The organism is Micromonospora sonchi, from assembly GCF_014646235.1.
Classification (GTDB): domain Bacteria; phylum Actinomycetota; class Actinomycetes; order Mycobacteriales; family Micromonosporaceae; genus Micromonospora; species Micromonospora sonchi.
This window is the reverse complement of record NZ_BMNB01000002.1, coordinates 43,737-65,612: the sequence shown is the minus strand read 5'-3', so window position 1 is coordinate 65,612 and position 21,876 is coordinate 43,737. Positions and strand designations below refer to the sequence as shown.

General features: G+C 71.6%; 19 protein-coding genes. 12 read left to right on the top strand and 7 right to left on the bottom strand.

The window, feature by feature from the left end; genetic code table 11:
• Positions 1 to 74: 74 nt before the first annotated feature.
• Complete coding sequence (locus IEY61_RS02500; protein WP_189040583.1) at positions 75 to 3,278, bottom strand: FtsX-like permease family protein; 3,204 nt, start codon at positions 3,276 to 3,278, stop codon at positions 75 to 77.
• A gap of 246 nt (positions 3,279 to 3,524) precedes the next feature.
• Between IEY61_RS02500 and IEY61_RS02495 the strand changes: the two genes are divergently transcribed.
• Positions 3,525 to 4,997 (top strand): cellulose binding domain-containing protein, encoded by a 1,473-nt coding sequence (locus IEY61_RS02495; RefSeq protein ID WP_189040582.1) that lies wholly within the window; start codon positions 3,525 to 3,527, stop codon positions 4,995 to 4,997.
• A gap of 31 nt (positions 4,998 to 5,028) precedes the next feature.
• Here the strand turns inward: IEY61_RS02495 and IEY61_RS02490 are convergent, their stop codons facing one another.
• From IEY61_RS02490 to IEY61_RS02480, 3 genes are read right to left on the bottom strand one after another with little or no spacing between them, the layout of a single operon-like run.
• Positions 5,029 to 5,763 (bottom strand): thymidine kinase, encoded by a 735-nt coding sequence (locus tag IEY61_RS02490; protein WP_373293081.1) that lies wholly within the window; start codon positions 5,761 to 5,763, stop codon positions 5,029 to 5,031.
• A gap of 43 nt (positions 5,764 to 5,806) precedes the next feature.
• Positions 5,807 to 7,201 (bottom strand): MFS transporter, encoded by a 1,395-nt coding sequence (locus tag IEY61_RS02485; protein ID WP_189040581.1) that lies wholly within the window; start codon positions 7,199 to 7,201, stop codon positions 5,807 to 5,809.
• Positions 7,202 to 7,225: 24 nt separating this feature from the next.
• Positions 7,226 to 7,993, bottom strand: coding sequence for a glycerophosphodiester phosphodiesterase family protein (locus tag IEY61_RS02480; protein ID WP_189040580.1), 768 nt, complete (start codon positions 7,991 to 7,993; stop codon positions 7,226 to 7,228).
• Between the two features lie 45 nt (positions 7,994 to 8,038).
• Between IEY61_RS02480 and IEY61_RS02475 the strand changes: the two genes are divergently transcribed.
• Positions 8,039 to 9,079 (top strand): aldo/keto reductase, encoded by a 1,041-nt coding sequence (locus IEY61_RS02475; protein WP_229705627.1) that lies wholly within the window; start codon positions 8,039 to 8,041, stop codon positions 9,077 to 9,079.
• 43 nt (positions 9,080 to 9,122) lie between these two features.
• On the opposite strand, the gene IEY61_RS02470 is transcribed toward IEY61_RS02475, so the two are convergent.
• Entirely contained in the window at positions 9,123 to 9,902 is a 780-nt protein-coding gene (locus tag IEY61_RS02470; RefSeq protein WP_189040579.1) for a lysophospholipid acyltransferase family protein, read from the bottom strand.
• Between the two features lie 176 nt (positions 9,903 to 10,078).
• Here IEY61_RS02470 and IEY61_RS02465 point away from each other — a divergent pair, with 176 nt between their 5' ends.
• From IEY61_RS02465 to IEY61_RS02450, 4 genes are all read left to right on the top strand, one after another.
• Positions 10,079 to 11,494 carry a cytochrome ubiquinol oxidase subunit I gene (locus IEY61_RS02465; RefSeq protein WP_189040787.1) on the top strand — a complete coding sequence of 472 codons (1,416 nt, stop codon included), beginning with the start codon at positions 10,079 to 10,081 and terminating at the stop codon, positions 11,492 to 11,494.
• 15 nt (positions 11,495 to 11,509) lie between these two features.
• Positions 11,510 to 12,508, top strand: a complete 999-nt coding sequence (gene cydB / locus IEY61_RS02460; protein WP_189040578.1) for a cytochrome d ubiquinol oxidase subunit II — start codon at positions 11,510 to 11,512, stop codon at positions 12,506 to 12,508.
• Positions 12,509 to 12,561: 53 nt separating this feature from the next.
• Complete coding sequence (locus IEY61_RS02455; RefSeq protein WP_189040577.1) at positions 12,562 to 13,035, top strand: OsmC family protein; 474 nt, start codon at positions 12,562 to 12,564, stop codon at positions 13,033 to 13,035.
• Between the two features lie 98 nt (positions 13,036 to 13,133).
• On the top strand, positions 13,134 to 14,309 hold the full coding sequence (locus tag IEY61_RS02450; RefSeq protein ID WP_189040576.1) for a GNAT family N-acetyltransferase: 1,176 nt from the start codon (positions 13,134 to 13,136) through the stop codon (positions 14,307 to 14,309).
• A gap of 101 nt (positions 14,310 to 14,410) precedes the next feature.
• On the opposite strand, the gene IEY61_RS02445 is transcribed toward IEY61_RS02450, so the two are convergent.
• The gene (locus IEY61_RS02445) at positions 14,411 to 15,100 is read right to left on the bottom strand and encodes a hypothetical protein (RefSeq protein WP_189040575.1); all 690 of its coding nucleotides are present in this window, start codon (positions 15,098 to 15,100) and stop codon (positions 14,411 to 14,413) included.
• A gap of 133 nt (positions 15,101 to 15,233) precedes the next feature.
• Here IEY61_RS02445 and IEY61_RS02440 point away from each other — a divergent pair, with 133 nt between their 5' ends.
• The 6 genes from IEY61_RS02440 (at position 15,234) to IEY61_RS30985 (ending at position 21,217) form a co-directional block, all read left to right on the top strand.
• Complete coding sequence (locus IEY61_RS02440; protein ID WP_189040574.1) at positions 15,234 to 15,962, top strand: SDR family oxidoreductase; 729 nt, start codon at positions 15,234 to 15,236, stop codon at positions 15,960 to 15,962.
• Positions 15,963 to 16,036: 74 nt separating this feature from the next.
• The gene (locus IEY61_RS02435) at positions 16,037 to 17,887 is read left to right on the top strand and encodes a glycoside hydrolase family 15 protein (protein ID WP_189040573.1); all 1,851 of its coding nucleotides are present in this window, start codon (positions 16,037 to 16,039) and stop codon (positions 17,885 to 17,887) included.
• Positions 17,884 to 18,663, top strand: coding sequence for a glucose 1-dehydrogenase (locus IEY61_RS02430; protein WP_189040572.1), 780 nt, complete (start codon positions 17,884 to 17,886; stop codon positions 18,661 to 18,663). The genes IEY61_RS02435 and IEY61_RS02430 overlap by 4 nt, the downstream gene beginning before the upstream one ends.
• A gap of 105 nt (positions 18,664 to 18,768) precedes the next feature.
• Complete coding sequence (locus tag IEY61_RS02425; protein WP_189040571.1) at positions 18,769 to 19,296, top strand: SigE family RNA polymerase sigma factor; 528 nt, start codon at positions 18,769 to 18,771, stop codon at positions 19,294 to 19,296.
• Positions 19,293 to 20,693 carry a hypothetical protein gene (locus IEY61_RS02420; protein ID WP_189040570.1) on the top strand — a complete coding sequence of 467 codons (1,401 nt, stop codon included), beginning with the start codon at positions 19,293 to 19,295 and terminating at the stop codon, positions 20,691 to 20,693. The genes IEY61_RS02425 and IEY61_RS02420 overlap by 4 nt, the downstream gene beginning before the upstream one ends.
• 356 nt (positions 20,694 to 21,049) lie before the next feature.
• Positions 21,050 to 21,217 carry a hypothetical protein gene (locus IEY61_RS30985; RefSeq protein ID WP_229705626.1) on the top strand — a complete coding sequence of 56 codons (168 nt, stop codon included), beginning with the start codon at positions 21,050 to 21,052 and terminating at the stop codon, positions 21,215 to 21,217.
• A gap of 76 nt (positions 21,218 to 21,293) precedes the next feature.
• Here IEY61_RS30985 and IEY61_RS02410 read toward each other — a convergent pair whose 3' ends face one another.
• Entirely contained in the window at positions 21,294 to 21,854 is a 561-nt protein-coding gene (locus IEY61_RS02410; protein WP_189040569.1) for an isochorismatase family protein, read from the bottom strand.
• Positions 21,855 to 21,876: the final 22 nt, after the last annotated feature.

Below are 21,876 nucleotides of genomic sequence, written 5' to 3'. Positions count from 1 at the left end.
GCTCACTCCTCGCGCTCACCGGACCCGCCTTTCGTTCGCGACTGCGGTACTCCGCTGCGCTGCGTTCCTCGCGCTCACCGGTCCTCCCCGATGCGCAGCTGCGTGGCGGCCAGCCGCCGCCGCATGGTCACCGACACGGCCGCGCTGAACGCCAGCGCCAACACCAGCAGGCCCACACCGGTGGCGACCACCGGCGGCCAGTCGATGCTCAACAGTGGCGGCGGGTGCGGCCGTTGCGCGGCCGGGGTGAGGATGACCAGCGGCGCCATCGTCGCGGCGACGCCGACCCCGACGGCCAGCCCGACCAGCACGCCTATGCCGGCGAGGAACGACTGCTCGGCCAGCAGCGATCTGGCCACCAGGCGGTGTCCCGCGCCGAGGGTGTGCAGCACGGCCAGTTCGGTGGCCCGCCGGCGGGCGGTGGCGCTGACGTCCACGGCCACCCCGACGGCGGCCAGCAGCACCGCGGCCAGTGCGGCGGCGAACAGGGCACCCCGGGCACCCGCCCCGAACGGGTCACGGGCCAGCTCGGCGGCGACGTCCTCCCGGTCCAGCACGCCCAGCCCGCCGAGCGCGGCGGCCGCGGCGCCCGCCTGCTGCGCCTGGCCGGGCCGGGCGGCCACCCACCACTCCTGCGGTGAGCGGACGATGCCGTGGTCGTGGAAGATCCGGCTACTCAACGACGGCAGGTCGACCAGCAGCGCCGCGGCCTCGGCGTCACCGGGCACCGCGGTCACGGTGTCGACCACGGTGGCGTCGACCTCGGCGCCACCGAGGAACAACCGCGTCTGCGCGCCCACGTCCAGGTGCAGTGCGGCGAGCGCCTGCGGGGTGGCCACCACCGGCACCCGGCTGGCAGCTGCCTGCCGGGAGATGCCCAGTTGCAGGATCGAGCTGGTCTGAGAGTCCAGCACGCCACGCACGTACTTGACCGTCAGGGTGTTCCCGGCGGCTCCCGGCAGCGCAGCCACCGGGCCGGATCGCTCACTCAACCGCCACTGCCCGCCGGCAGCCAGGTCGACCGGGGTGCCGGGGGAGGCGCTCGGGCTGGCCCGCAGGTCGGACAGCTGCCAGTCGAGGGTCATTCGGTCCGTGCCGACGGTTTCGGCGGTGAACCCGGCCAGCCGCCACGCGTCCCCGGTGGGCAGCTCCACGGAGAACCGTAATGGTTCGCCGCCGTCGGTGGTGCCCAGCAGCAGCCGTCGGTGTCCGTCCCGCGCTCCGGCGAGCACCACATGGTGGCGTACGGGCGCGACGACACCGAAGGGGACGGTGATCCGGGTGAACAGTTGCCCGGTCAGCCGCCGCGTGCCCGCCGGCAGCGCAGTGTCCGGTGCCGTGACGCGCCCGTCGGCGAGAGCGTCGAGCGGGCCGTCGGCGGAGCCGCCGGCCAGGTCGGGTCGGATCCGCATCACCTGACCGGCGGCCTGGGCGTCCATCGCCAGCATGGTGGCCGGCTCGGCGGCCGGCCCGAGACGCATGCTGTCCCGCCAGGCCGCCAGGACCGCCTGGGTGCCCGGCAGATCGGCGAGCTGGTCGGCCCGGTTGTCGGGAGCGAACCCGTTGTCCTCGGTCAGCCGCAGGTCGGCGCCGACCTGGTGGGCGGCCTGATCGTCCAGCGAACGCCGCGAGGTGCTGGCGAGCGACCAGGCCAGGGTGCCGACCGCGACGGCGAGGGCGAGCAGCAGCACCGGCCCGGCGTGCGGCCGCCGGCCGGCCTGCCAGGTGCCGAGCATGACGGCGGTCCACGGTTTACGGTCCAGCCAGCGTTCGGCGAGCCGGACCAGCGGGGGCAGCAGCCGCAGGGCGAGCACCGCCCCGGCCAGCACCCCCAACGTCGGTGCGGCGGCCAGCAGGGGGTCGACGCCCAGCTCGCCGCCGCGGGATCGCGACAGCGGTGAGGAGTAGCGGCTGAGCTGGTACCAGGCCAGCAGGGCCAGGCCGACCAGCACCACATCCAGCCCGGCCCGCTGCACCATGCCCCGCCGGCTCGGTCGGGACCGGCTGGCCAGGTCGGCGACGTAGCTGTCGCCACGGCGCAGGCTCGGCCCGATCATCGCCAGCGCGCAGCCGGCGGCCGTGGCCCCGGCCACCAGCCACACCATCGAGTCGGGCGAGACATCCGGACGCAGCGCAACCGTGGCGAGCCCGGACAGCCGGTGGGCGAACCCGAGCACCTCGGCGACGACCGGCGGGGCCAGGACGGCGGCGGGCAGGACGACCAGGGTGGCCTCCCGGGCGGTCAGCCCGGCCAACTGCCAGCGGGCGGCGCCCCGGGCCCGCAGCAGCGCGGTCTCGCCGCGGCGGTGCTCGGTGAGCAGGATGGCGACCAGCAGCAACGCGTACCCGCCGAGCACCACCACCAGCAGCATCGGGGTGATCAACGCGGACCGGCCGACGAGGGTGGCCTGCTGCAACCGCGGCACCAGTTCGGCGAGGCTGCTGGTGGCGACCGCGGAGTCACCGAGACCGGCCGCCGCCGGGGTGGCGGTGACGATCCGGGTGGCGACCTCGGCCAGCTGGTCCAGCGCGCTGGTGGTGCTGATCCCGGACAGGTCGGGTTCGACCAGCCAGCCGGCGGAGGCGTTGGCCAGGAAGTGGGTGACGAAGTCGTCGCGGTGCACGGTCATCGGGCCGTAGGTGGCCGCCTGCGGCATCGAACCGGTCGCCGTCTCCGGCGCGAGCCGCCAGTACGGGTCGTCCGGGTCCACGGGGGTGAACACCCCCACCACGGTCACCTCGGTGATCCGCTCGGTGAGCCCGTCGGTGATCGGTATCCGGTCGCCGACCTCCACCCCTAGGGTCGCCGCGGCGGCCGCGGCCAGGGCGGTCTGCGGCTGGGCCGCGCCGGCCTGCGGCCAGGCGCCGGCGGTGAGCTGGCCGTGCGCGGGCAGGTCGTCGAGGAACATCACCGAGGCGTAGATGGTGCCGGTTCGGTCGGCGACGGCGTCGCCGGTGTCGCCCCGCAACTGCCGGCCGGCCGCGTATCCGGCGGCGCTGACCCGGGCCGGCAGCCCGTCCAGGTCGACCTCCACCTGCTGCCGCAGCGCGCCGTCGCGCTCCCGCAACGCCTCGGCGGTACGTCCGGCCGAGGCGCGCACGAGGATCGACCGTTCCTCGGCGGTGGCCGCCGCCAGCACGCTGCGGGTGCCGGAGTCGACCACGTCCCGGCTGTACGCGGCCAGGCCGGTGAGGGCCACCGTCGCCACCAGTGCCGCCCCGGCCGCCGCGAGCAGCAGCCCCTTCGTGCCACGGGCGCGTCGCAACGCGAGCCTCATCCGTCGTACCCCCGCTGTTCACGAGCCGGGACGGGCCCGCGGTCGGTGTCGTCATGCATCAGGAGCGGCGGACCCTCGGAAAAGGTTCGCGGCAGTGATCGTTTCGTTATGTGACTCGACGCCACCGGCGCGGCGCGGGCGACCGGCATCCTTCGCCCGAAGGGGCCTCGCCCATGATTGACATTCCACCAGCACGCTTCGAGACTGAAGACATTCAATCTAGATGCTTCGATGTTCGGAGGGTTGATGAGGCGGATCGTCGCCGTCCTGGCGGCCGGCACGGTGACAGTCGGGCTCGCGGCGGTGGCCGCGCCCCGGGCGGCGCTCGCGGCCGTCGGCTGCCGCGTCGACTACACCGTGGCCAGCCAGTGGCAGGGCGGATTCCAGGCCGAGGTCACCATCACCAACCTGGGTGACCGGGTCACCGGATGGTCACTCGGCTTCGAGTTCGCCTCCGCCGGCCAGCGACTCACCCAGGGCTGGAACGCCACCTGGCGCCAGTCCGGCCGCCAGGTGACGGCCACCAGCATGTCCTGGAACGGCTCCCTGGCCACCAACGGCTTCACCACGATCGGTTTCCTCGGCACCTGGTCGGGCGCCAACCCCATCGTCACCGCCTTCACCCTCAACGGTGTGGCCTGCACCGGCACGGTCACGCCGCCACCGACCCCACCCACCACCGTGCCACCGACGATCCCGCCACCCGGCGGAATCGCCGGGGCGCACACCGCCGGCCGGGTCAGGATCGCCGCCGACGCCGCCCGGTTCAGCTGGCCGGGCGTCTACTTCGAGGGCCGGATCCGCGGCACCGGGGTCGGTGTCGTGCTCGACGACCCCAACAGCGACTACGACATCCAGGTCGACGGCGTCACCACGGCCACCCTGGTGAATCCGGCCGCCGGCACCCACTGGGTCAACAACCTCACCGACGCCGTGCACACCGTGCGCCTGGTCAAACGCAACGAGAGCCCCTGGGCCACCGCCACCTTCGGTGGCTTCGTCGCCGGGCCCGGCGGCGCCGTGCTGGCCAAGCCCGCCGCCCGCACCCGCCAGATCGAGTTCATCGGCGACTCGCACACCGCCGGCTACGGCAACACGTCCACCACCCGCGACTGCTCCGGCGACGAGGTCAACCGCACCACCAACGCGGACACGAGTTTCGGCGCCCTCACCGCCAAACGACTCAACGCCGACTACCAGATCAACGCGTTCTCCGGCCGCGGCATGGTCCGCAACTACAACGGCGGTGAACCCGGCACCAGCTACCGCACCTACTACGAGCGCGCCCTGCTGGCCGTCGACGGCGACCGCTGGCCGGTGCCCGCCGACTGGCGGCCGCAGCTGATCGTGGTGGGTCTGGGGATCAACGACTTCTCCACCGCCATCAACTCCGGCGAGCCCTGGACACCGGACAGCCTGATCGCCGCGTACCGCACCGCCTACCACGGTTTCCTCGACCTGCTGCGCGCCCGCTACGGCGCCACCGCGGTCATCGTGGTGCTCTCCGCCCACATGTCCGACACCACCGCGCTGGGCGACGCCACCCGGCAGATCGTCCGGGAACGCAACAGCCGGGGAGACGACCGGGTACGACACCTCGCCTACGGCGACACCGGCCTGGACCTGCTCGGCTGCCACTGGCATCCGTCGCAGCGCGACCACCAGGTCATCGCCGAGCAGCTGCACTCCTTCGTCAGCACGCTCGGGCTGCGCTGGTGACCGTCGCGCACCGGATCGAGGTCCGCCCCGCTCAGCCCTGCACGACGGCCGGGCGCGGGCCGAGGTCGCCGGCGCGGTGGTGCCGCCGGCAGAGCACCTGGTAGCGCACCTCGCCGGTGTCGACGGTGTCGCCGATGACCACCTGCTCGCCCTCACGGACCACCCGCCCACCCGCGACGCGGGCGTTGAGCAGACCCTCCCGGCCGCACCAGCACAGCACCTCGACCTGGATCCGGGCCACCGAGTCGGCGAGTTCGAACAGCCGCTGCGCGGCGGGGAACAGGCAGGACCGGAAGTCGGTGGCCAGGCCGAAGGCGTACACGTCCACGTCGTAGCTGTCGACCAGCTCGGCCATCTGCTCCACGTGCTGCACCGAGTAGAAACTGGCCTCGTCGCAGATCAGGTAGTCCACCCGTACGCCGTCGGCCCACGCGTCGCGCACCAGGTCCCGCAGGTCCACCTCGTCGGTGACCTCGATCGCCTCGTGGGCCAGCCCGATGCGGGTGGTGACCTGCGGGCCGAGGGAGCGGTCGATGCGGGTGGTGACCAGCCCCCGACGTCCCTGCCGGGAGTGGTTGTAATTCATCTGCAGGGCCATCGTGGACTTGCCGCAGTCCATCGGACCCCAGTAGAACCGCAACGCGGCCGCGTGCGCCGGCCGGCCGTCCACACCCCGGGCGACGACGCACCCGACCGGGTTGTCGCCCGGCCCGGCCCGCAACGGTCGGGCCGGGCAGGTCGGGGTGGCGTCGTCGGCGGTGGTCACGGACGGGCAGCCTAGCCGATCATCACCAGGCGGCCGGTGCGGGTCACAGCACCCGCGGCGGAGTGTTGCCGGCCGCGACGATGGCCCGACGCATCGGCACCGCCAGCAGCAGCACGAAACCGACCACGAAGAAGATCAGCAGCGAGACCAGGCCCACCCGGTAGGAGTTGGTGAGCTGGAACACCAGGCCGAACGCCAGCGGCCCGAGCCAGCTGGTGCCCTTGTCGCTGATCTCGTAGAAGCCGTAGTACTCGCCCTCCTTGCCGGCCGGGATCAGCTGGCTGAACAGCGACCGGCTCAACGCCTGACTGCCGCCCAGGACCAGGCCGATGGCCGCGCCGAGGATCATGAACGGCAGCGGCGCCTCGGCGGGCAGCCAGAACGCGCCGAGGATCACCACGGTCCACAGCACCAGGCTCAGCAGTACCGTCTTCCAGGCGCCGATGCGTGCCGCCAATGCGCCGAGCCCCAACGCCCCGCCGAAGGCCAGGAACTGCACCAGCAGGATCGTCACGATCAGGGTGCTCTGCTCCAGCCGCAGTTCCTCGATGCCGTACACGCTGGCCAGGGTGATGACGGTCTGGATGCCGTCGTTGTAGACCAGGAACGCCAGCAGGAAGAACAGCGTCAACGGGTACGCCCTGACCTCCCGTAGGGTGCGACCGAGCTGCCGGAACCCGTCGGTCAGCACGTTGCCGCGACCACCGGCGGCAAGCGCCGCCGCGGTGGGGTGCTCCCGCAGCCAGCGCAGCGGCACCAGGGTGAACGCCGCCCACCACAGACCGGCCGAGACGATGGACCAGCGGGCCAGGTCCAGGGTGCGCTCGGGGGTGCCGTTGTCGAACGACTGCACCGCGACGAGGTTCAACGCCAGCAGCAGACCGCCACCGAGGTAGCCCAGCGCCCAGCCGCGGCTGGAGATGCCGTCGCGTTCGTCCGGCCCACCCAGCTGCGGCAGGAACGAGTTGTACACCACGATCGCCGCACCGAAGGCGATGTTGGCGACGAGGAACAACGCGCCGCCGAGCAGGTACCTGTCACCGGTCACGAAGATCATCGCGATGGTGGCGAACGCGCCGGTGAACGCGGTGCCGGCCAGCAGCCGCTTCTTGTGCATCGACCGGTCTGCGATGGCCCCGACCACCGGCAGCACGAAGACCGTCAGCAGCACCGACAACGTGATCAGGTACGGGAAGTACGAACCCGGGGCCACCTTGATGCCCAGCGGGTAGACGTACCCGTCGCAGTCGCCGCCCGGCGCGCACCCGGCGGCGACCTTGGCGACGCTGGTCAGGAACGGCCCGAGGAACACGGTGATGACGGTGGTCTGGAAGGCCGAGTTGGCCCAGTCGTAGAAGTACCAGCCGGTGCGCTCGCGGCGCGTGCTGGTGGGCGGTGGGATGTCGTCCTGCGCGGCAGGGGTCACCGTCTCGGCCATGTGGGGTCCTTTGCCCTCAGGTGTTCAGGCGGCCCAGTGGCCGCGGCTGCGGTAGACGTCGCGCAGCACGCCGACGTGGTCGGTCATGATGCCATCAACCCCGAGATCAAGTAACTCGTGCATCTCGGTGGGTTCGTCGATCGTCCAGACGTGCACCTGCAACCCCAGCCGGTGCGCCATCCGCAGGAAGCGGCGGTCCACCACCGGCAGCCGGCCGTAGCGCACCGGCACCTGCGCGGCCACCACCGACCGCGGCAGCCGCACCGGCCGGCCGGTCAGCGAGGCCCACCGCAGCCGGGCCACCCCGCGCACCCCGAGGCTCGTGGCCACCCGCCCGCCGGTCATCGCCCGCAGCCGGGTCAACCGGTTGTCGCTGAACGAGGCCAGCAGCACCCGGTCACCCGCGCCGGCCCGGTCGAGGGTGGCCACCGTCGGCGTCACCGCCGGGTCGGACTTGACGTCGATGTTGAACCGCACCTGCGGCCACGCGTGGAGCACCTCGTCGAGGCGGGGCACCGCGGCGGCGCCGCCGACGCGTACGGTGGCCAGGTCGGCCCAGCGCAGCGCGGCCACGCGCCCCCGTTGCCCGGTGAGCCGGTCGAGGGTGTCGTCGTGGACCACCACCGCCACCCCGTCGGCGGTGGCGTGCACGTCGGTCTCCACGTACCGGTACCCCAGGTCGACCGCGCGGGCGAAGGCGGCCGTGGTGTTCTCGTCGCCGTCAGCGGCGCCGCCGCGGTGCGCGAACGCCAACGGGGCGGGGGAGTCCAGGTAGGTGTAGCCGGTCGACACGCAGCGCAGTATGCCCGGCCCCGCTGAACCGCCGGTGGCCGGGACGTGACGCGCCACCCGACCCGGTCGCCCGCGACCAGCGGCCACGACGTGCTGTGCTATCCAGGTCTGGTGAACGGTCAGCAGCAGATCACCACCGCAGCCGACATCCGCACACACCGGCTGGTCTACGGATGCATGGGGCTGGGCGGGACGTGGGACACGCAGCCCTACGGCCCGCGGGAGATCGACGCCGCGCAGGCGGCCATCGAGGCGGCCCTGGAGATCGGCATCACCGCGTTCGACCACGCCGACATCTACCGCAACGGCAAGTCCGAGGCCGTCTTCGGCGAGGTCCTCGCCCGTACGCCGGGACTGCGCTCGCGCATCCTGCTGCAGACCAAGTGCGGCATTCACCTGCCCGACGGCACCGCACCGGGCTACTACGACCTGCGCGCCGCGCACATCGTGCGCAGCGTCGAGCAGAGCCTGACCCGGCTGCGGACCGACGTGATCGACGTGCTGCTGCTGCACCGGCCGGATCCGCTGGCCGACCCTGAGGAGGTCGCGCAGGCGCTGGCCGCGCTGCACCGGCAGGGCCTGGTGCGCCACGTCGGGGTCTCGAACATGGCCGCCGCCCAGGTGGCCCACCTGCAGGCGCACCTCGACCTGCCGCTGGTGGTCAACCAGCTCCAGCTGAGCCTGGCCCATCGGGACTGGCTGGAGGCGGGCGTGCTGGTGAACACCCGGGAGTCCGAGACTCCCGGGTTTCCCCTCGGCACGCTCGAGCACTGCCGGCGCCACCGGGTCGGGCTGCAGGCGTGGGGGCCGCTGGCCGGCGGGCGCTTCACCGGCGCCCCGCAGAGCGCGGCGGACCACGCCACAGCCGAGCACGTCGCCGCGCTCGCGCAGCGCCACGGCACCACGCCGGAGGCGATCGTGCTGTGGTGGTTGCAGCGGCACCCGGCCCGGATCGCGCCGGTGATCGGCACCGCCCGACCCGAACGCATCCGCGCCTGCGGCGACGCGGTGCGCCGCGCACCGGAGCTGACCCACGAGCAGTGGTACGAGCTGTGGTTGACCGCCCGTGGCGAGCCGCTGCCCTGACCAACACCACCGGGCCCACCCACCCATCCAGAGGCCGGACGGGTCAGCCGGGGGCCGGACGGCGTCGGTGCGAGCGGCTGGTGTCGACGGGGCGTCCCGGGTCGACATGCCGGGGCAGGTCGGGTTCGTTCGGCCGCAGCGGGGCGAGGGTGTCGGTGAGGGCGTCGATGATCCGGTCGGTGGCCCGCCGGGCCGCGCCGGGATCGCCGTGGGTCAGGTCGGCCAGCGCCACCGGGTCGCCGAAGTGCACCCGCACCGTCGGGCGGCGCAGCAGCGCGCGGGCGATCCCACCCGGCAGCCCCCTGGGCGCCCGGTAGGGCAGCACCTCGTGGCTGCCCCACTGGGCGACCGGGATGACCGGGGCGCCGCAGGCCAGGGCGAGCCGGGCGGTGCCGGTCTTGCCGCGTTCGGGCCACAGGCCCGGGTCCAGACCGATGCGACCTTCGGGGTAGATCAGGATCGCCGCGCCGGCGGCGGCCGCCGCGGCGGCGTCGTCCAGGGCCCGGCGTACGCCGCTGGTGCCCCGGTCCACGCGGATGTGCCCGGCGGCGCGCATGGCGACGCCGATCACCGGAGCGCGGAACAGCCCGCCGGTGGCCATGATCCGGGGCGCGATCCGGCGGACCCGGCAGGCGGCGGTGAGCACGATCGGGTCGAACGGGCTGATGTGGTTGGCGGCCAGGATCAGCGGCCCGCCGCGTAGCCGCGCGGGGATGTCGCCGGTGACCTCCAGCCGGGCCAGCAGCCTCACCACGAGGTGGGCGAGCAGCTGCGCGGCGCGCCAGATCAGCGGCGATCGCCAGGGGGAGTGGGCGGCGTCCATCAGCCGATCATGGTCGCACGTCCGGCGTCGCCGGTGGCGGGGGCGGGCCGAGCGGCAGAGGTGAGCAGGGTCATTGGTCCCGGGAGGGTTCGGGCCGCACGCCCCTGCCGAACCCTCTACGACACCCGGTAGCATTTACTACGTCTTGTAGTATGAGTGCAGCCTGGGGGTCGCAGGTGGACGCGTTGGACGTCGCCCGCTGGCAGTTCGGTGTCACCACCGTCTACCACTTTCTCTTCGTACCGCTGACCATCGGCCTGTCCGTCCTGGTCGCCATCCTGCAGACCCTCTGGCACCGCACCGGGAACAAGAAATACCTCAAACTCACCAGGTTCTACGGCAAACTCTTCCTGATCAACTTCGCCATGGGCGTGGTCACCGGCATCGTGCAGGAGTTCCAGTTCGGCATGAACTGGAGCGACTACTCCCGCTTCGTCGGCGACATCTTCGGCGCACCCCTGGCCATCGAGGCCCTGGTCGCCTTCTTCCTCGAATCCACCTTCATCGGCCTGTGGATCTTCGGCTGGGACCGGCTGCCCAAACGCGTGCACCTGGCCACCATCTGGGCCGCCGCCATCGGCACCAACCTCTCGGCGTACTTCATCCTCGCCGCCAACTCGTTCATGCAGAACCCCGTCGGCTACCGCTACAACCCCGACACCGGCCGCGCCGAACTGACCGACTTCGTCGCCGTGCTCACCAACGAGGTCGCCCTGATCACCTTCCCGCACACCATCGCCGGCGCCTTCCTCGTCGCCGGATCCCTGCTGGTGGCGGTCGCCCTGTGGCACCTGATCCGCAACCGCGACAGCGCCGACACCCCCGCCTACCGGTTCGCCGCGAAGTTCGGCGCCTGGGTCACCCTGGCCGCCACCGCAGCCGTCGTCATCACCGGCGACATCCAAGGCAAGATCATGACCGAGGTGCAGCCGATGAAGATGGCCGCCGCCGAGGGCCTCTACCACACCGAGAGCCCCGCCCCCTTCTCCGTACTCACCATCGGCAGCCTCGACGGCAGCCGCGAACTGTTCGCCATCAAGATCCCCTACCTGCTGTCCTACCTCGGCACCGGCGACCCCGACGGCACCGTGCACGGCATCAACGACCTCCAGGCCCTCTACAGCGCCCAGTACGGCCCCGGCAGCTACACCCCCATCATCCCGGTCACCTACTGGAGCTTCCGCTTCATGATCGGATTCGGGCTCGCCGCCGCCGCCATCGCCCTGCTCGTGCTCTGGACCCAACGCCGCGGCCGCGCCGTGCCGAACAGCAAATGGCTGCTGCGCGCCGGCCTGGCCATGCCCATCCTGCCGCTGCTGGCCAACTCCTTCGGCTGGATCTTCACCGAGATGGGCCGCCAACCCTGGATCGTCTTCGGCGAGATGCTCACCCGCGACGGCGTCTCCCGCAGCGTCTCCCTCGCCGAGGTCCTCACCAGCTTCACCGCCTTCACCCTCATCTACGCCATCCTCGCCGTCATCGAGGTGAAACTACTGGTCCGCTACGCCAAGGCCGGCGTACCCGACGTCACGCCCACCCCCGAACCCGACGACACCGACGACGCCGAGCGCCCGCTCGCCTTCGCCTACTGACCCGGAGCACCCACCGTGGAACTGACCACCATCTGGTTTCTCCTCGTCGCCGTGCTGTTCACCGGCTACTTCATCCTCGAGGGCTTCGACTTCGGCGTCGGCATGCTGCTGCCCGTCCTCGGCCGCGACGACCGCGAACGCCGCGTCATGATCAACACCATCGGGCCGGTCTGGGACGGCAACGAGGTCTGGCTCATCACCGCCGGCGGCGCCATGTTCGCCGCCTTCCCCGAGTGGTACGCCACCCTCTTCTCCGGCTTCTACCTGCCCCTGCTGCTCATCCTGCTCGCGCTGATCGCCCGCGGCGTCGCCTTCGAGTACCGCCACAAGCGCCCCGAGCCCACCTGGAAACGCCGCTGGGACAAGGCCATCTTCTACGGCTCCCTCATCCCCGCGATCCTGTGGGGCGTCGCCTTCGCCAACATCCTGCGCGGCGTACCCCTGTCCGCCGACCACGAATACGTCGGCGGCCTGCTCAACCTGCTCAACCCGTACGCCCTGCTCGGCGGCGCCACCACCGCGGCACTGTTCGCCACCCACGGCGCCGTGTTCATCGCCCTCAAGACCCTCGGCGACATCCGCGACCGCGCCGCCGCCCTCGCGGTCCGCCTCGGCGCGGCCACCGCCGTGCTCGCCGTGGCCTTCCTCGCCTGGACCCTGACCATCCGCTCCAGCGCCGCCGCCATCGTGCTCGCCGCCGGCGCCGCCCTCGCCCTGCTCGGCGGGCTCGCCGCCGCCAAGGTACGCCGCGAAGGCTGGGCCTTCACCGGCACCGCCGTAGCGATCGCCCTGGCCGTGGCGACCCTGTTCGCCGCGCTGTTCCCCAACGTGCTGCCCTCCACGCTGGACCCCGCCGGCACCCTGACCGCCACCAACGCCGCCTCCACCCCCTACACCCTGAAGATCATGACCTGGGTGGCGGTGATCTTCACTCCGATCGTGCTGGCCTACCAGGGCTGGACCTACTGGGTCTTCCGCAAACGCATCGGCGTCACCCACATCCCCCAACAGTGACCCGACGATCGGGCCGGCAAACACACCCCGGCCCGATCGGGCACCATCACCTGATGCGCCTGCACACCCACACCTACGCCACCACCGTCACCTGGACCGGCAACCTCGGCACCGGCACCAGCGGCTACCGCGACTACCACCGCGACCACGACATCACCACCGACGGCCGCCCACCCATCCCCGGCAGCTCCGACCCCACCTTCCGCGGCGACCGGACCCGCTGGAACCCCGAACAACTCCTGCTCGCCGCGCTGTCCCAGTGCCACCTGCTGGCCTACCTGCACCTCTGCGCCGACAACGGCATCGTCGTCACCGACTACGTCGACGACGCCACCGGCACCATGACCACCGACGCCACCGGCAGCGGCCACTTCACCGAAGTCGTCCTACGCCCCCGGGTCACCGTCGCCGACCCCACCACCATCGACACCGCCACCGCCCTGCACGACGACGCCCACCACGTCTGCTTCATCGCCAACTCCGTCAACTTTCCCGTCCGCCACGAACCCACCACCGTCACCACCTGACCGGCCCGGCCCCGCCGGCCATCCGCCACACCCACCCCGTCCCGGCGGGGCCGACAAAACCCCTCGACAGCCTCGCCGGCGCGGCTATCGTCGGGCGCGTGCAACCCACCGTCCGCGAACTCCACCCCGACGAACTCACCGCCGCCTGGCACCTCGGCCGGCTCGCCTTCGGCTCCGACCCACAACCCTCACCGCAGGCCACCACCCCCGCCCCCGGCCGCACCGTCTACGGCGCCTTCGACTCCGCCGGACACCTCGTCGGCAAAGCCGTCGACCTGCACCACGACCAGTGGTGGACCGGCCGCGCCGTACCCGCCGCCGACGTCGCCGGCGTCGCCGTCGCCCCCGAAGCCCGCGGCACCGGCGTCGCCCGCGCCCTACTACGTACGCTGCTGCACGGCGCCCACGACCGCGGCGCCGCCATCAGCTCCCTCTTTCCCAGCACATCCGCCCCATACCGGGCCTGCGGCTGGGAGATCACCGGCCAGCTGCGCACCCTCGACCTGCCCACCGCCGCGCTGCCCCGACACCGCCCGCAACCACACCTGACCGTACGCGCCGGCACCCCCACCGACCTGCCCGCCGTCGCCGACCTGCACCAACGCGTCACCCGGCACCGCAACGGCCTGCTCACCCGCACCCACCCCCGCTTCGACACCGGCGGCGAACTGCCCTACGACGGGCTCACCCTCGTCGAACACGACGGCCACCTGATCGGCTACGCCGGCTGGGACCGCGGCCGCGGCTACCGCCCCGACGCCGTGCTCACCGTCGAAGACATCCTCGCCACCAACGCCGACGCCGCCCGCGCCCTCGTCGGCGTCCTGGCCAGCTGGCACAGCGTCACCCCGACACTGCGCGTCACCCCGCTGCCCGGCGACGCCATCTGCGCCCACCTGCCCCTCGAACTCGCCCGCGAACACGAACGCGACGTCTGGATGCACCGGCCCGTCGACGTCGTCCGCGCCGTCGAAACCCGAGGCTGGCCCGCCCACACCCACGGCACGGTCACCTTCACCCTCACCGACGACCTCGCCGACTGGAACACCGGCACCTGGCAATTCACCGTCGCCGACGGAAACGCCCACCTGCGCCGCGTCACCGCCGATGCGGACCTGCACCTGACCGTGCGCGGCTTCGCCCAGCTCTACACCGGCACCGCCACCGCCCGCACCCTCACCGAAACCGGGCTGCTGCGACACACCACACCGGACCCGAGCGCCCTGGACCTGCTCGCCGCCGGCCCACCCGCCCAAGCCCTCGACTCCTTCTGACCGGCTCCTCACCCAGCGCAGTTCCGGCCCGCCCCGAACCACCAGCAACGGCGTCGGCCGGCCCGGGCAACCGCCCAGGCCGGCCGACACCCCACCACCGGTCAACCCGCCTCGCGCAACTCCGCCAACCGGGCCTCGATCTCCGCCAACTCGGCACGCAACTTCTCCGCCTGCCGCTCAGCCTCCGACCGCTCCGTCGTCAGGATCTGCTCCACCGCCTCCTGCACCCCCGGCACGTCCACCAACGCCACCATCCGCAGCGCCTCCGCCGGCTTGAGCACGTACGGCTTGGCCAACACCTTGGCGCCCTGCTGCGCCGCCACCGTCCACTCACCATCGGCGTACGCCAACGTCACCGTCAGCCCCGCCGGCCCCTTCGGCTTCGCCACCTTCACCGCCCGCCGCGCCGGCTTTGCCTCCACCGCCTCCACCTTCGGCTCCTCCCGCTCCTCCCGCCGCGGCTGCGGCACCTGGTCCAACACAAACTCCGGCCCGGCCACCACCGGCTCGGCCGCCGGCGGCTCCACCTTCGACTCCACCGGCCGACGCCCCGCACCCTTCGGCGCCACCGCCACATCAGCAGGGGAGAAGGGCAACTCGTCACGCCCGAACCGCACCACCACGAACTCGTCGGACACCGCCGGATCCGTCAACTCGACCACCTGACCCAACTGCCCGACGATCTGCCCCGCCGTCGCCGTGAACACCACCTTCGGCTTGCGGCCCGCGGCCAACGCCTCCCGGATACCGCCTACCTCCTCATCGGACAAACCCTGCCCAGCGGCACCCATCGCACAACCTCTTTCCTCGTACACGTGTTCAGACGTCTGCCTTGATACCAGCCGCCGGCGACAACCCGAAGATCAGCCCCACCACCCCCGCCGGTAACGTCGCCCACACCGGCCGAGCCAGGGGAGAGGACCAATGACACCCGTCACCGTCATCACCGGCGGCAGCCGCGGCATCGGCGCCGCCACCGCCCGCCGCCTCGCCCACGCCGGCCACCACCTCGCCCTCGGCTACCGCCGCGACCACCACACCGCCGACACCATCACCGCCGAACTACGCGCCACCGGCGTACGCGCCGTCGCCGTACCCGCCGACACCCGCGACCCCAACCAGGTCACCGCCCTGTTCGACGCCGCCGCCCAACTCGGCCCCATCACCGGCCTGGTCAACAACGCCGGCATCACCAGCCCCATCGGCCCCTTCACCGACCTCGACCCCGACGACCTGCGCCACGTCGTCGACGTCAACCTCATCGGCTACATCCTCTGCGCCCAACAGGCCGCCCGCCGCATGACCCACGGCGCCGCCATCGTCAACATCTCCTCCGCCGCCGCCACCCTCGGCAGCCCAGGGGAGTACGTCCACTACGCCGCCGTCAAAGCCGCCACCGACGCCCTCACCATCGGCCTGGCCAAGGAACTCGCCCCCCACGGCATCCGCGTCAACGCCGTCGCCCCCGGCATCATCCGCACCGACATCCACGCCCTCTCCGGCCAACCCGACCGACCCGACCGCGCCGCCAGCCGCATCCCACTCGGCCGCCCCGGCGAACCCGACGAGGTCGCCGCCGCCATCGCCTGGCTCCTCAGCCCCGACGCCTCCTACACCACCGGCGCCATCCTCCGCGTCGGCGGCGGCCTCTGACCACCACGCCCCCCCACCACCCACCCAGCTGACCCACCCAGGCATGCCACCCGCCCCGGCGGGTAACCGCCGCCGTGGACAGCGCACGCATCGCCGCACACGGCTTCCTCGCCGACGGACGCAGCGCAGCCCTGGTCGACCGCGCCGGCTCCGTCAACTGGTGGTGCCCGCCGCGCTTCGACGACCCCTCAGTCTTCGCCCGACTGCTCGACGAACACGCCGGCCACTGGTCCATCCAACCCGAAGAACCCTTCACCGCCGAACGGTCCTACCTCGAAGACACCCTCGTCCTGCGTACCGTCTTCACCACCGCCAACGGCAGCGTCGCACTGACCGACGCCCTCGCCCTCGAACCCGGCGCCCGCGGCCACGACATCGGCCTGCACTCACCCCGAGTACTGGCCCGGGTCGTCGAAGGACTCACCGGAACGGTCCCGATCCGCCTCGACTACCGGCCACGCTTCGAATACGGACAGGTGACCGCCTACCTGACCGAACACCACGGCACCATCGACGCCAGCGCCGGCGCCTGCCGGCTCAGCCTGCGCGCCGACATCCCGCTGACCAGCGACCAGGGCAACGCCACCGCCACCTTCACCGTCCGAGCCGCCGAAACCTACCGCTTCACCCTCGGCCACGCACCGACCTACGACGCCGACCCACCCGCCCTGCCCGACGCCGACCAGGCCATCGCCGACACCATCACCGGCTGGCGCTCCTGGGCCGACCTGCACCGCGATCAGTACCGCGGCCTCTTCGCCGACCAGGTCCGCCGCAGCGCCATCATCCTCCAAGGCATGACCTACCAGCCCAGCGGCGCCATCGTCGCCGCCGCCACCACCTCCCTGCCCGAGAAACCCGGCGCCGGCCGCAACTACGACTACCGCTACGTCTGGGTACGCGACTTCAGCCTCACCCTCCAGGCCCTCTGGCGCGCCGCCTGCCCCGACGAGGCCACCCGACAGTTCACCTGGGTCGCCCACGCCACCGGCCGCATCAGCGACAATCCCGTCCCGATCATGTACGGCGTGCAGGGCGAACGGGACCTCACCGAACACCACCTCCACCACCTACGCGGATACGCCGACAGCCGACCCGTCACCGTCGGCAACGACGCCTGGAAACAACGCCAGAACGACGTACTCGGCGAGGTCCTCGACGCGGCCTGGCTGATGCGCCACTACCTCGACCCCATGGCCCCCGACGTACGGCAACTGCTGCACGACCTCGCCAACGAGGCGGCGCTGAACTGGCACCGACCGGACGCCGGCATGTGGGAGGCCCGCGACGCCGAACGCCACTACGTCTCCTCCAAGGTGCAGTGCTGGACCGCACTGGACCGGGCGACCCGCTTCGGCACCCGGCTCGGCGACCGCACCGACCTGGCCCGCTGGACCACCGCCCGCGACGAGGTCCGTCAGACCGTGCTCAGCCAGGGCTGGAACGAGCGCCTGGGCGCCTTCACCGGAGCCTTCGGCTCCGCCGAACTGGACGCCTCCGTGCTGCTCATGCCGCTGGTCGGCTTCCTGCCCGCCGACGACCCGCAAATGCGCTCCACGATCGACGTCGTCGAACGCGAACTGTCCCACCACGGCCTGCTGCGCCGCTGGAACGACGACCCCGCCGGCTTCGTCATCTGCTCCTTCTGGCTGGTCAGCTGCCTCGCGCTGGCCGGCGAGGTGGACCGCGCCGAGGCACTGTTCCGCCAGCTCGCCGCCCAGGTCAACGACCTGGGCCTCTTCGCCGAACAGATCGACCCCGCCACCGGGGAACAACTCGGCAACTTCCCGCAGGCCTTCTCCCACATCGGGCTGATCAACGCCGCCGGTCAGCTCACCGAAGCCGCCGAGCGGCGGGCCACCGCGGGCCGACCGCGACACCCCGTGCCGGCCGGTACGGGTCGCACGGAAGGAGCACCCTCATGACCGGACGCCTCGCCGGAAAAACCGCCCTGATCACCGGCTCCGACTCCGGAATCGGACAGGCCACCGCCATCGAGTTCAGCCGGGAAGGCGCCGACGTCGTGGTGCACTACCTGCACGACCACGCCGGCGCCGACCACACCAGGGCCGAAGTGGAACGCGCCGGCCGCCGAGCCGTCGTGGTGCAGGGCGACATCAGCGTCGAACACCAGGTCGAGGCGATGTTCGACGAGGCGCTCAACGCCTTCGGCGCGCTCGACATCCTCATGAACAACGCCGGCGTGGACGCCTCCGGCACCCCCGTGGCCGACCTGGACACCGCCACCTGGGACCGGGCCATCCGCACCAACGTCTACGGCGCGTTCTTCTGCTCCCGACGCTTCGTACGACACCGCCGCGACCAGGGCGGCAACGGAAAAATCATCAACATCACGTCGATCCACCAGGAGGTCGCCCGAGCCGGCGGCGCGGACTACGACACCAGCAAGGGCGCCCTGCTGGAATTCGCCAAGAGCCTCGCCCTGGAAGTCGCACCCATGCACCTGAACGTCAACAACATCGGCCCCGGCATGGTGCTCACCCCGTTCAACCAACGCGCCATCGACGACCCGGCCTACCTCGAGGAGCAGGTGCAGAGCATCCCCTTCAAACGCGCCGCGCAGCCCACCGAGATCGCCAAACTGGCGGTCTTCCTCGCCAGCGCCGACGCCGACTACGTGACCGGCTCGACGTACTTCATCGACGGCGGCCTCATGCAGAACCAGGGCCAGGGCGCCTGAGCGGGCCGCCACGAGATTCTTCACCGCGCCGCTCAACCTGTCGCCCACCAGGCAGCGTCTTACCTGCCATGCAAGCAACAGTGTGGTCGACGATGTGGACCAGTCATGCCGGGTGAGGACGAGGAACGGTTTCGCGAATTCGTGGTGGAACAGTGGGGGCCGTTGACCCGCACGGCCTACCTGCTGACCGGAGACCGCGGCGCCGCCGAGGACCTGGTGCAGTCGGCCTTGGAAAAAACCCACCGGCGGTGGGGCCGCGTCCTCCGCAAGGACGCACCCGGCGTCTACGTCCGCCGGGTCATGGTCAACACCGCGGTCTCGTGGCGGCGACGCCGCCGAACAGTCGAGGTACCCCTTCTCGAAGCCGACGCCATCACGGCACCGGACGCCTACCACCGGGCCGAGAACAGACACCACCTACTGGGGGCGCTGCGACGCCTGCCGCCGAGGATGCGAGCCGTGCTCGTCCTCCGCTACTTCGAGGACCTCAGCGAGACGGACATCGCCCAGGTCCTCGGCTGCTCGACCGGAACGGTCAAAAGCCAGGCCTCGCGCGGGCTCGCCCGACTGCGAGCCGACCTGAAGCCACCGTCCACGCTCATCGGGACAAGCCTGCAGGAGGACCCAGCATGACCGCAGACATCGAAACAACGCTCGGCGAAACCCTCCGCGCCGAAGCCGACACGCTGGCCGTGGCGGCGGACCCGTGGCCACGTTTCGCCCAGCAAGAGAAGGTGCACCGCCGCGCACGCCGGGTCCGCGTCGGCGTGATCGCCGGAATCCTGGCCGCCGCCGTCGGCGTTCAGACCAACCTGATACCCCTGCCCGGGTGGCTTCCCGGCATAGCCGTCGCCTCATCGCCGTCACCACTGGCCGACGGCCCCACCCGCGGCGCCCTCGCCGCCGATCACACCTGGCTGGACGGCTTACGCAGGCAGGTCACAGACCTGCAGGACCCGCAGGGGTGGTGGAGAGTCACCGACCGCGACGCGATCCGAATCGTGTACGCCGACGACATCCCCGGCCGACGGGTCGCGCTGGTCTTCGTCCCCCTGCGCCTGGGCGTCATCACCAGCTCCACGCTCATCTGGTACACCGGTCCGCCCGGCGCCGAGTCGGACCAGATGGAACAGGGCGGAAACGAAACCGCCGACGCCCGGGTGGTCACCTGGATGGAAAGCGACGCGAACAACGGCGGCGCTGCGGTGGTCATCGGACCCGCCGGTTCCACCGTGACCATCAGCGCCTTCTCCGGCTACTCCCCGAAGGGCGTCGTGGCGAGCCACCAACTTTCCTCATCGGCCGGCACCGGCATCGGCGTCGCCGAGGTGCCGCCGACCACACTCGTCGGGGGACCCGCGCTCACCACTCTGGTCAGCAACGACGACACCGTCATCTACGAAGGCCCCATCCACGGCAGCTGGACCGGACCGGGCACCAGCCACGAGCCGACCGACGACATGCTCACCGCCGCCCTCCGCCACACCCAAGGACCCGCTATCGACCAGGCCATCCTCTCCCGCTTCGTCGAATTCGCGTTGGAGGACAGCCGGCTGTCCGCCCGCGACATCACGATCCGCGTACGCTGGTGCGGCACCATCAACGACAAACCCGCCGCGCTGTTCACGATCCAACCCCGAGACGGTGGCGTCATCGCCTACGCCATGCACGGCGACAGCACCGGCTGGCGAACCGACCTGCGGCTGCTGCTGCCCGCCGACGGCGCCGAACAACGCCCCATCGCCTGGCGGATGCGCGTCGAAGGCAGGGACACCCGGACCGACCGCGTCATCGTGGTAGCCCCACCGGGCGCGGCCACCGCCACCGTCACGGCCCTGGACGGCACCTCGACCCCGGTCACCCTCGGCACAGCCGGCTCCGGCACCACCACCGTCCCGCCAACCAAGCCCGCAACCGTCACCGCCCACGCCGCCGACGGGACCGCACTCGCGAGCACTCCCATCCCCGCCTTCGAAACCAACACCGGCGGACTGCCAGGCACCACCCCGAACACCCGAATCACGGGTTGAGCAGCTTGCCGGAAGCTTGGTCGGTAACCGTGGTGGGCAGCCGCTGGCGACGCCGTAGCTATCGCCGATGGGCCCGGTCCTCCGACCGGGCCCATCGGTTGTGGAGAGTGAACTTCGCCTCGCGAGGGGAGGGGAGTGACCGCGACGAATCTGGCGTCGTTGCCCATTCAGCGCCGAACATGCGATGGTTGGCGGCCAGACCGACAGCTGGACCGACCAACCAGGTGGGGACGGATGGCAACCATCTATCGCGAGGCGAAGCTGACGGTGACGGCGGACGTGGCGTGGGACTTCCTCGAGCGCTAGCCGTCTACGCGATACCTGGGGTCCCGGGGGCGGAGCACCACCAGGCCGAGATGCAGGTGCTGACGGACGCCGAGGGGACGGCGACGTTGGTCTGGACAACCGACCTTCTGCCGCACGAACTGGTGGAACACCTCAGCGAGGCGTACGAGGTCATGTTCAACGAACTGGTCGCGGCGGTCAACGAGCACAGCGCACCGTCGGCCCAGCAGTCCTTCTGATCGCTGCGGGACGCCTCGTGATCCGGATTCGATAATCCACATTATGTAAAGTTGGCGGTGGATCGGGTCTCCCCGGTCAGCCGGCCACGGCGAATTCGACCTCCACCGTCCGCACGGTGCCGGCCTGTCGTCCGGGCGCGGACTGGAAGCGCCAGTACAGGTTGGTGTGCGCGATCACCTGGTGCGGAGGCGGCGCGCCGTACGCGCTGAGGTCCTCGGTGGTGTGCGCGTCGGTGACCAGCGTGGCGTCGTAGCCGCGCACCAGCGCGCCGTGCAGGGTCGAGCGGATGCACATGTCGGTCTGGGCGCCGGTGACGACCAGCCGGCCGACGCGGTGCTCGGCCAGCACCGCCTCCAGGTCGGTCTGCTCGAAGGAGTCGCCGTAGCGCTTGTGCACCAGCGGCTCGGTGTCGCGGCGGACCAACTCGAAAACGTACTGCCAGTCCGGGCTGCCCTGCGGGAGGTCGTCGTCGGAGTGCTGCACCCAGATGACGGGCACCTTCTCGGCGCGGGCCTTGGCCACCAGGGTGTTGATGTTGGCGATCACGCCGTCGCGGTCGTGGGCGCCGGCGACCACTCCCTGCTGAACGTCGACAACGAGCAGCGCCGTGTTCGGCCGCCCGGGCAGGGTCGTCATGGTGTGCCTCCATCGCTCGACA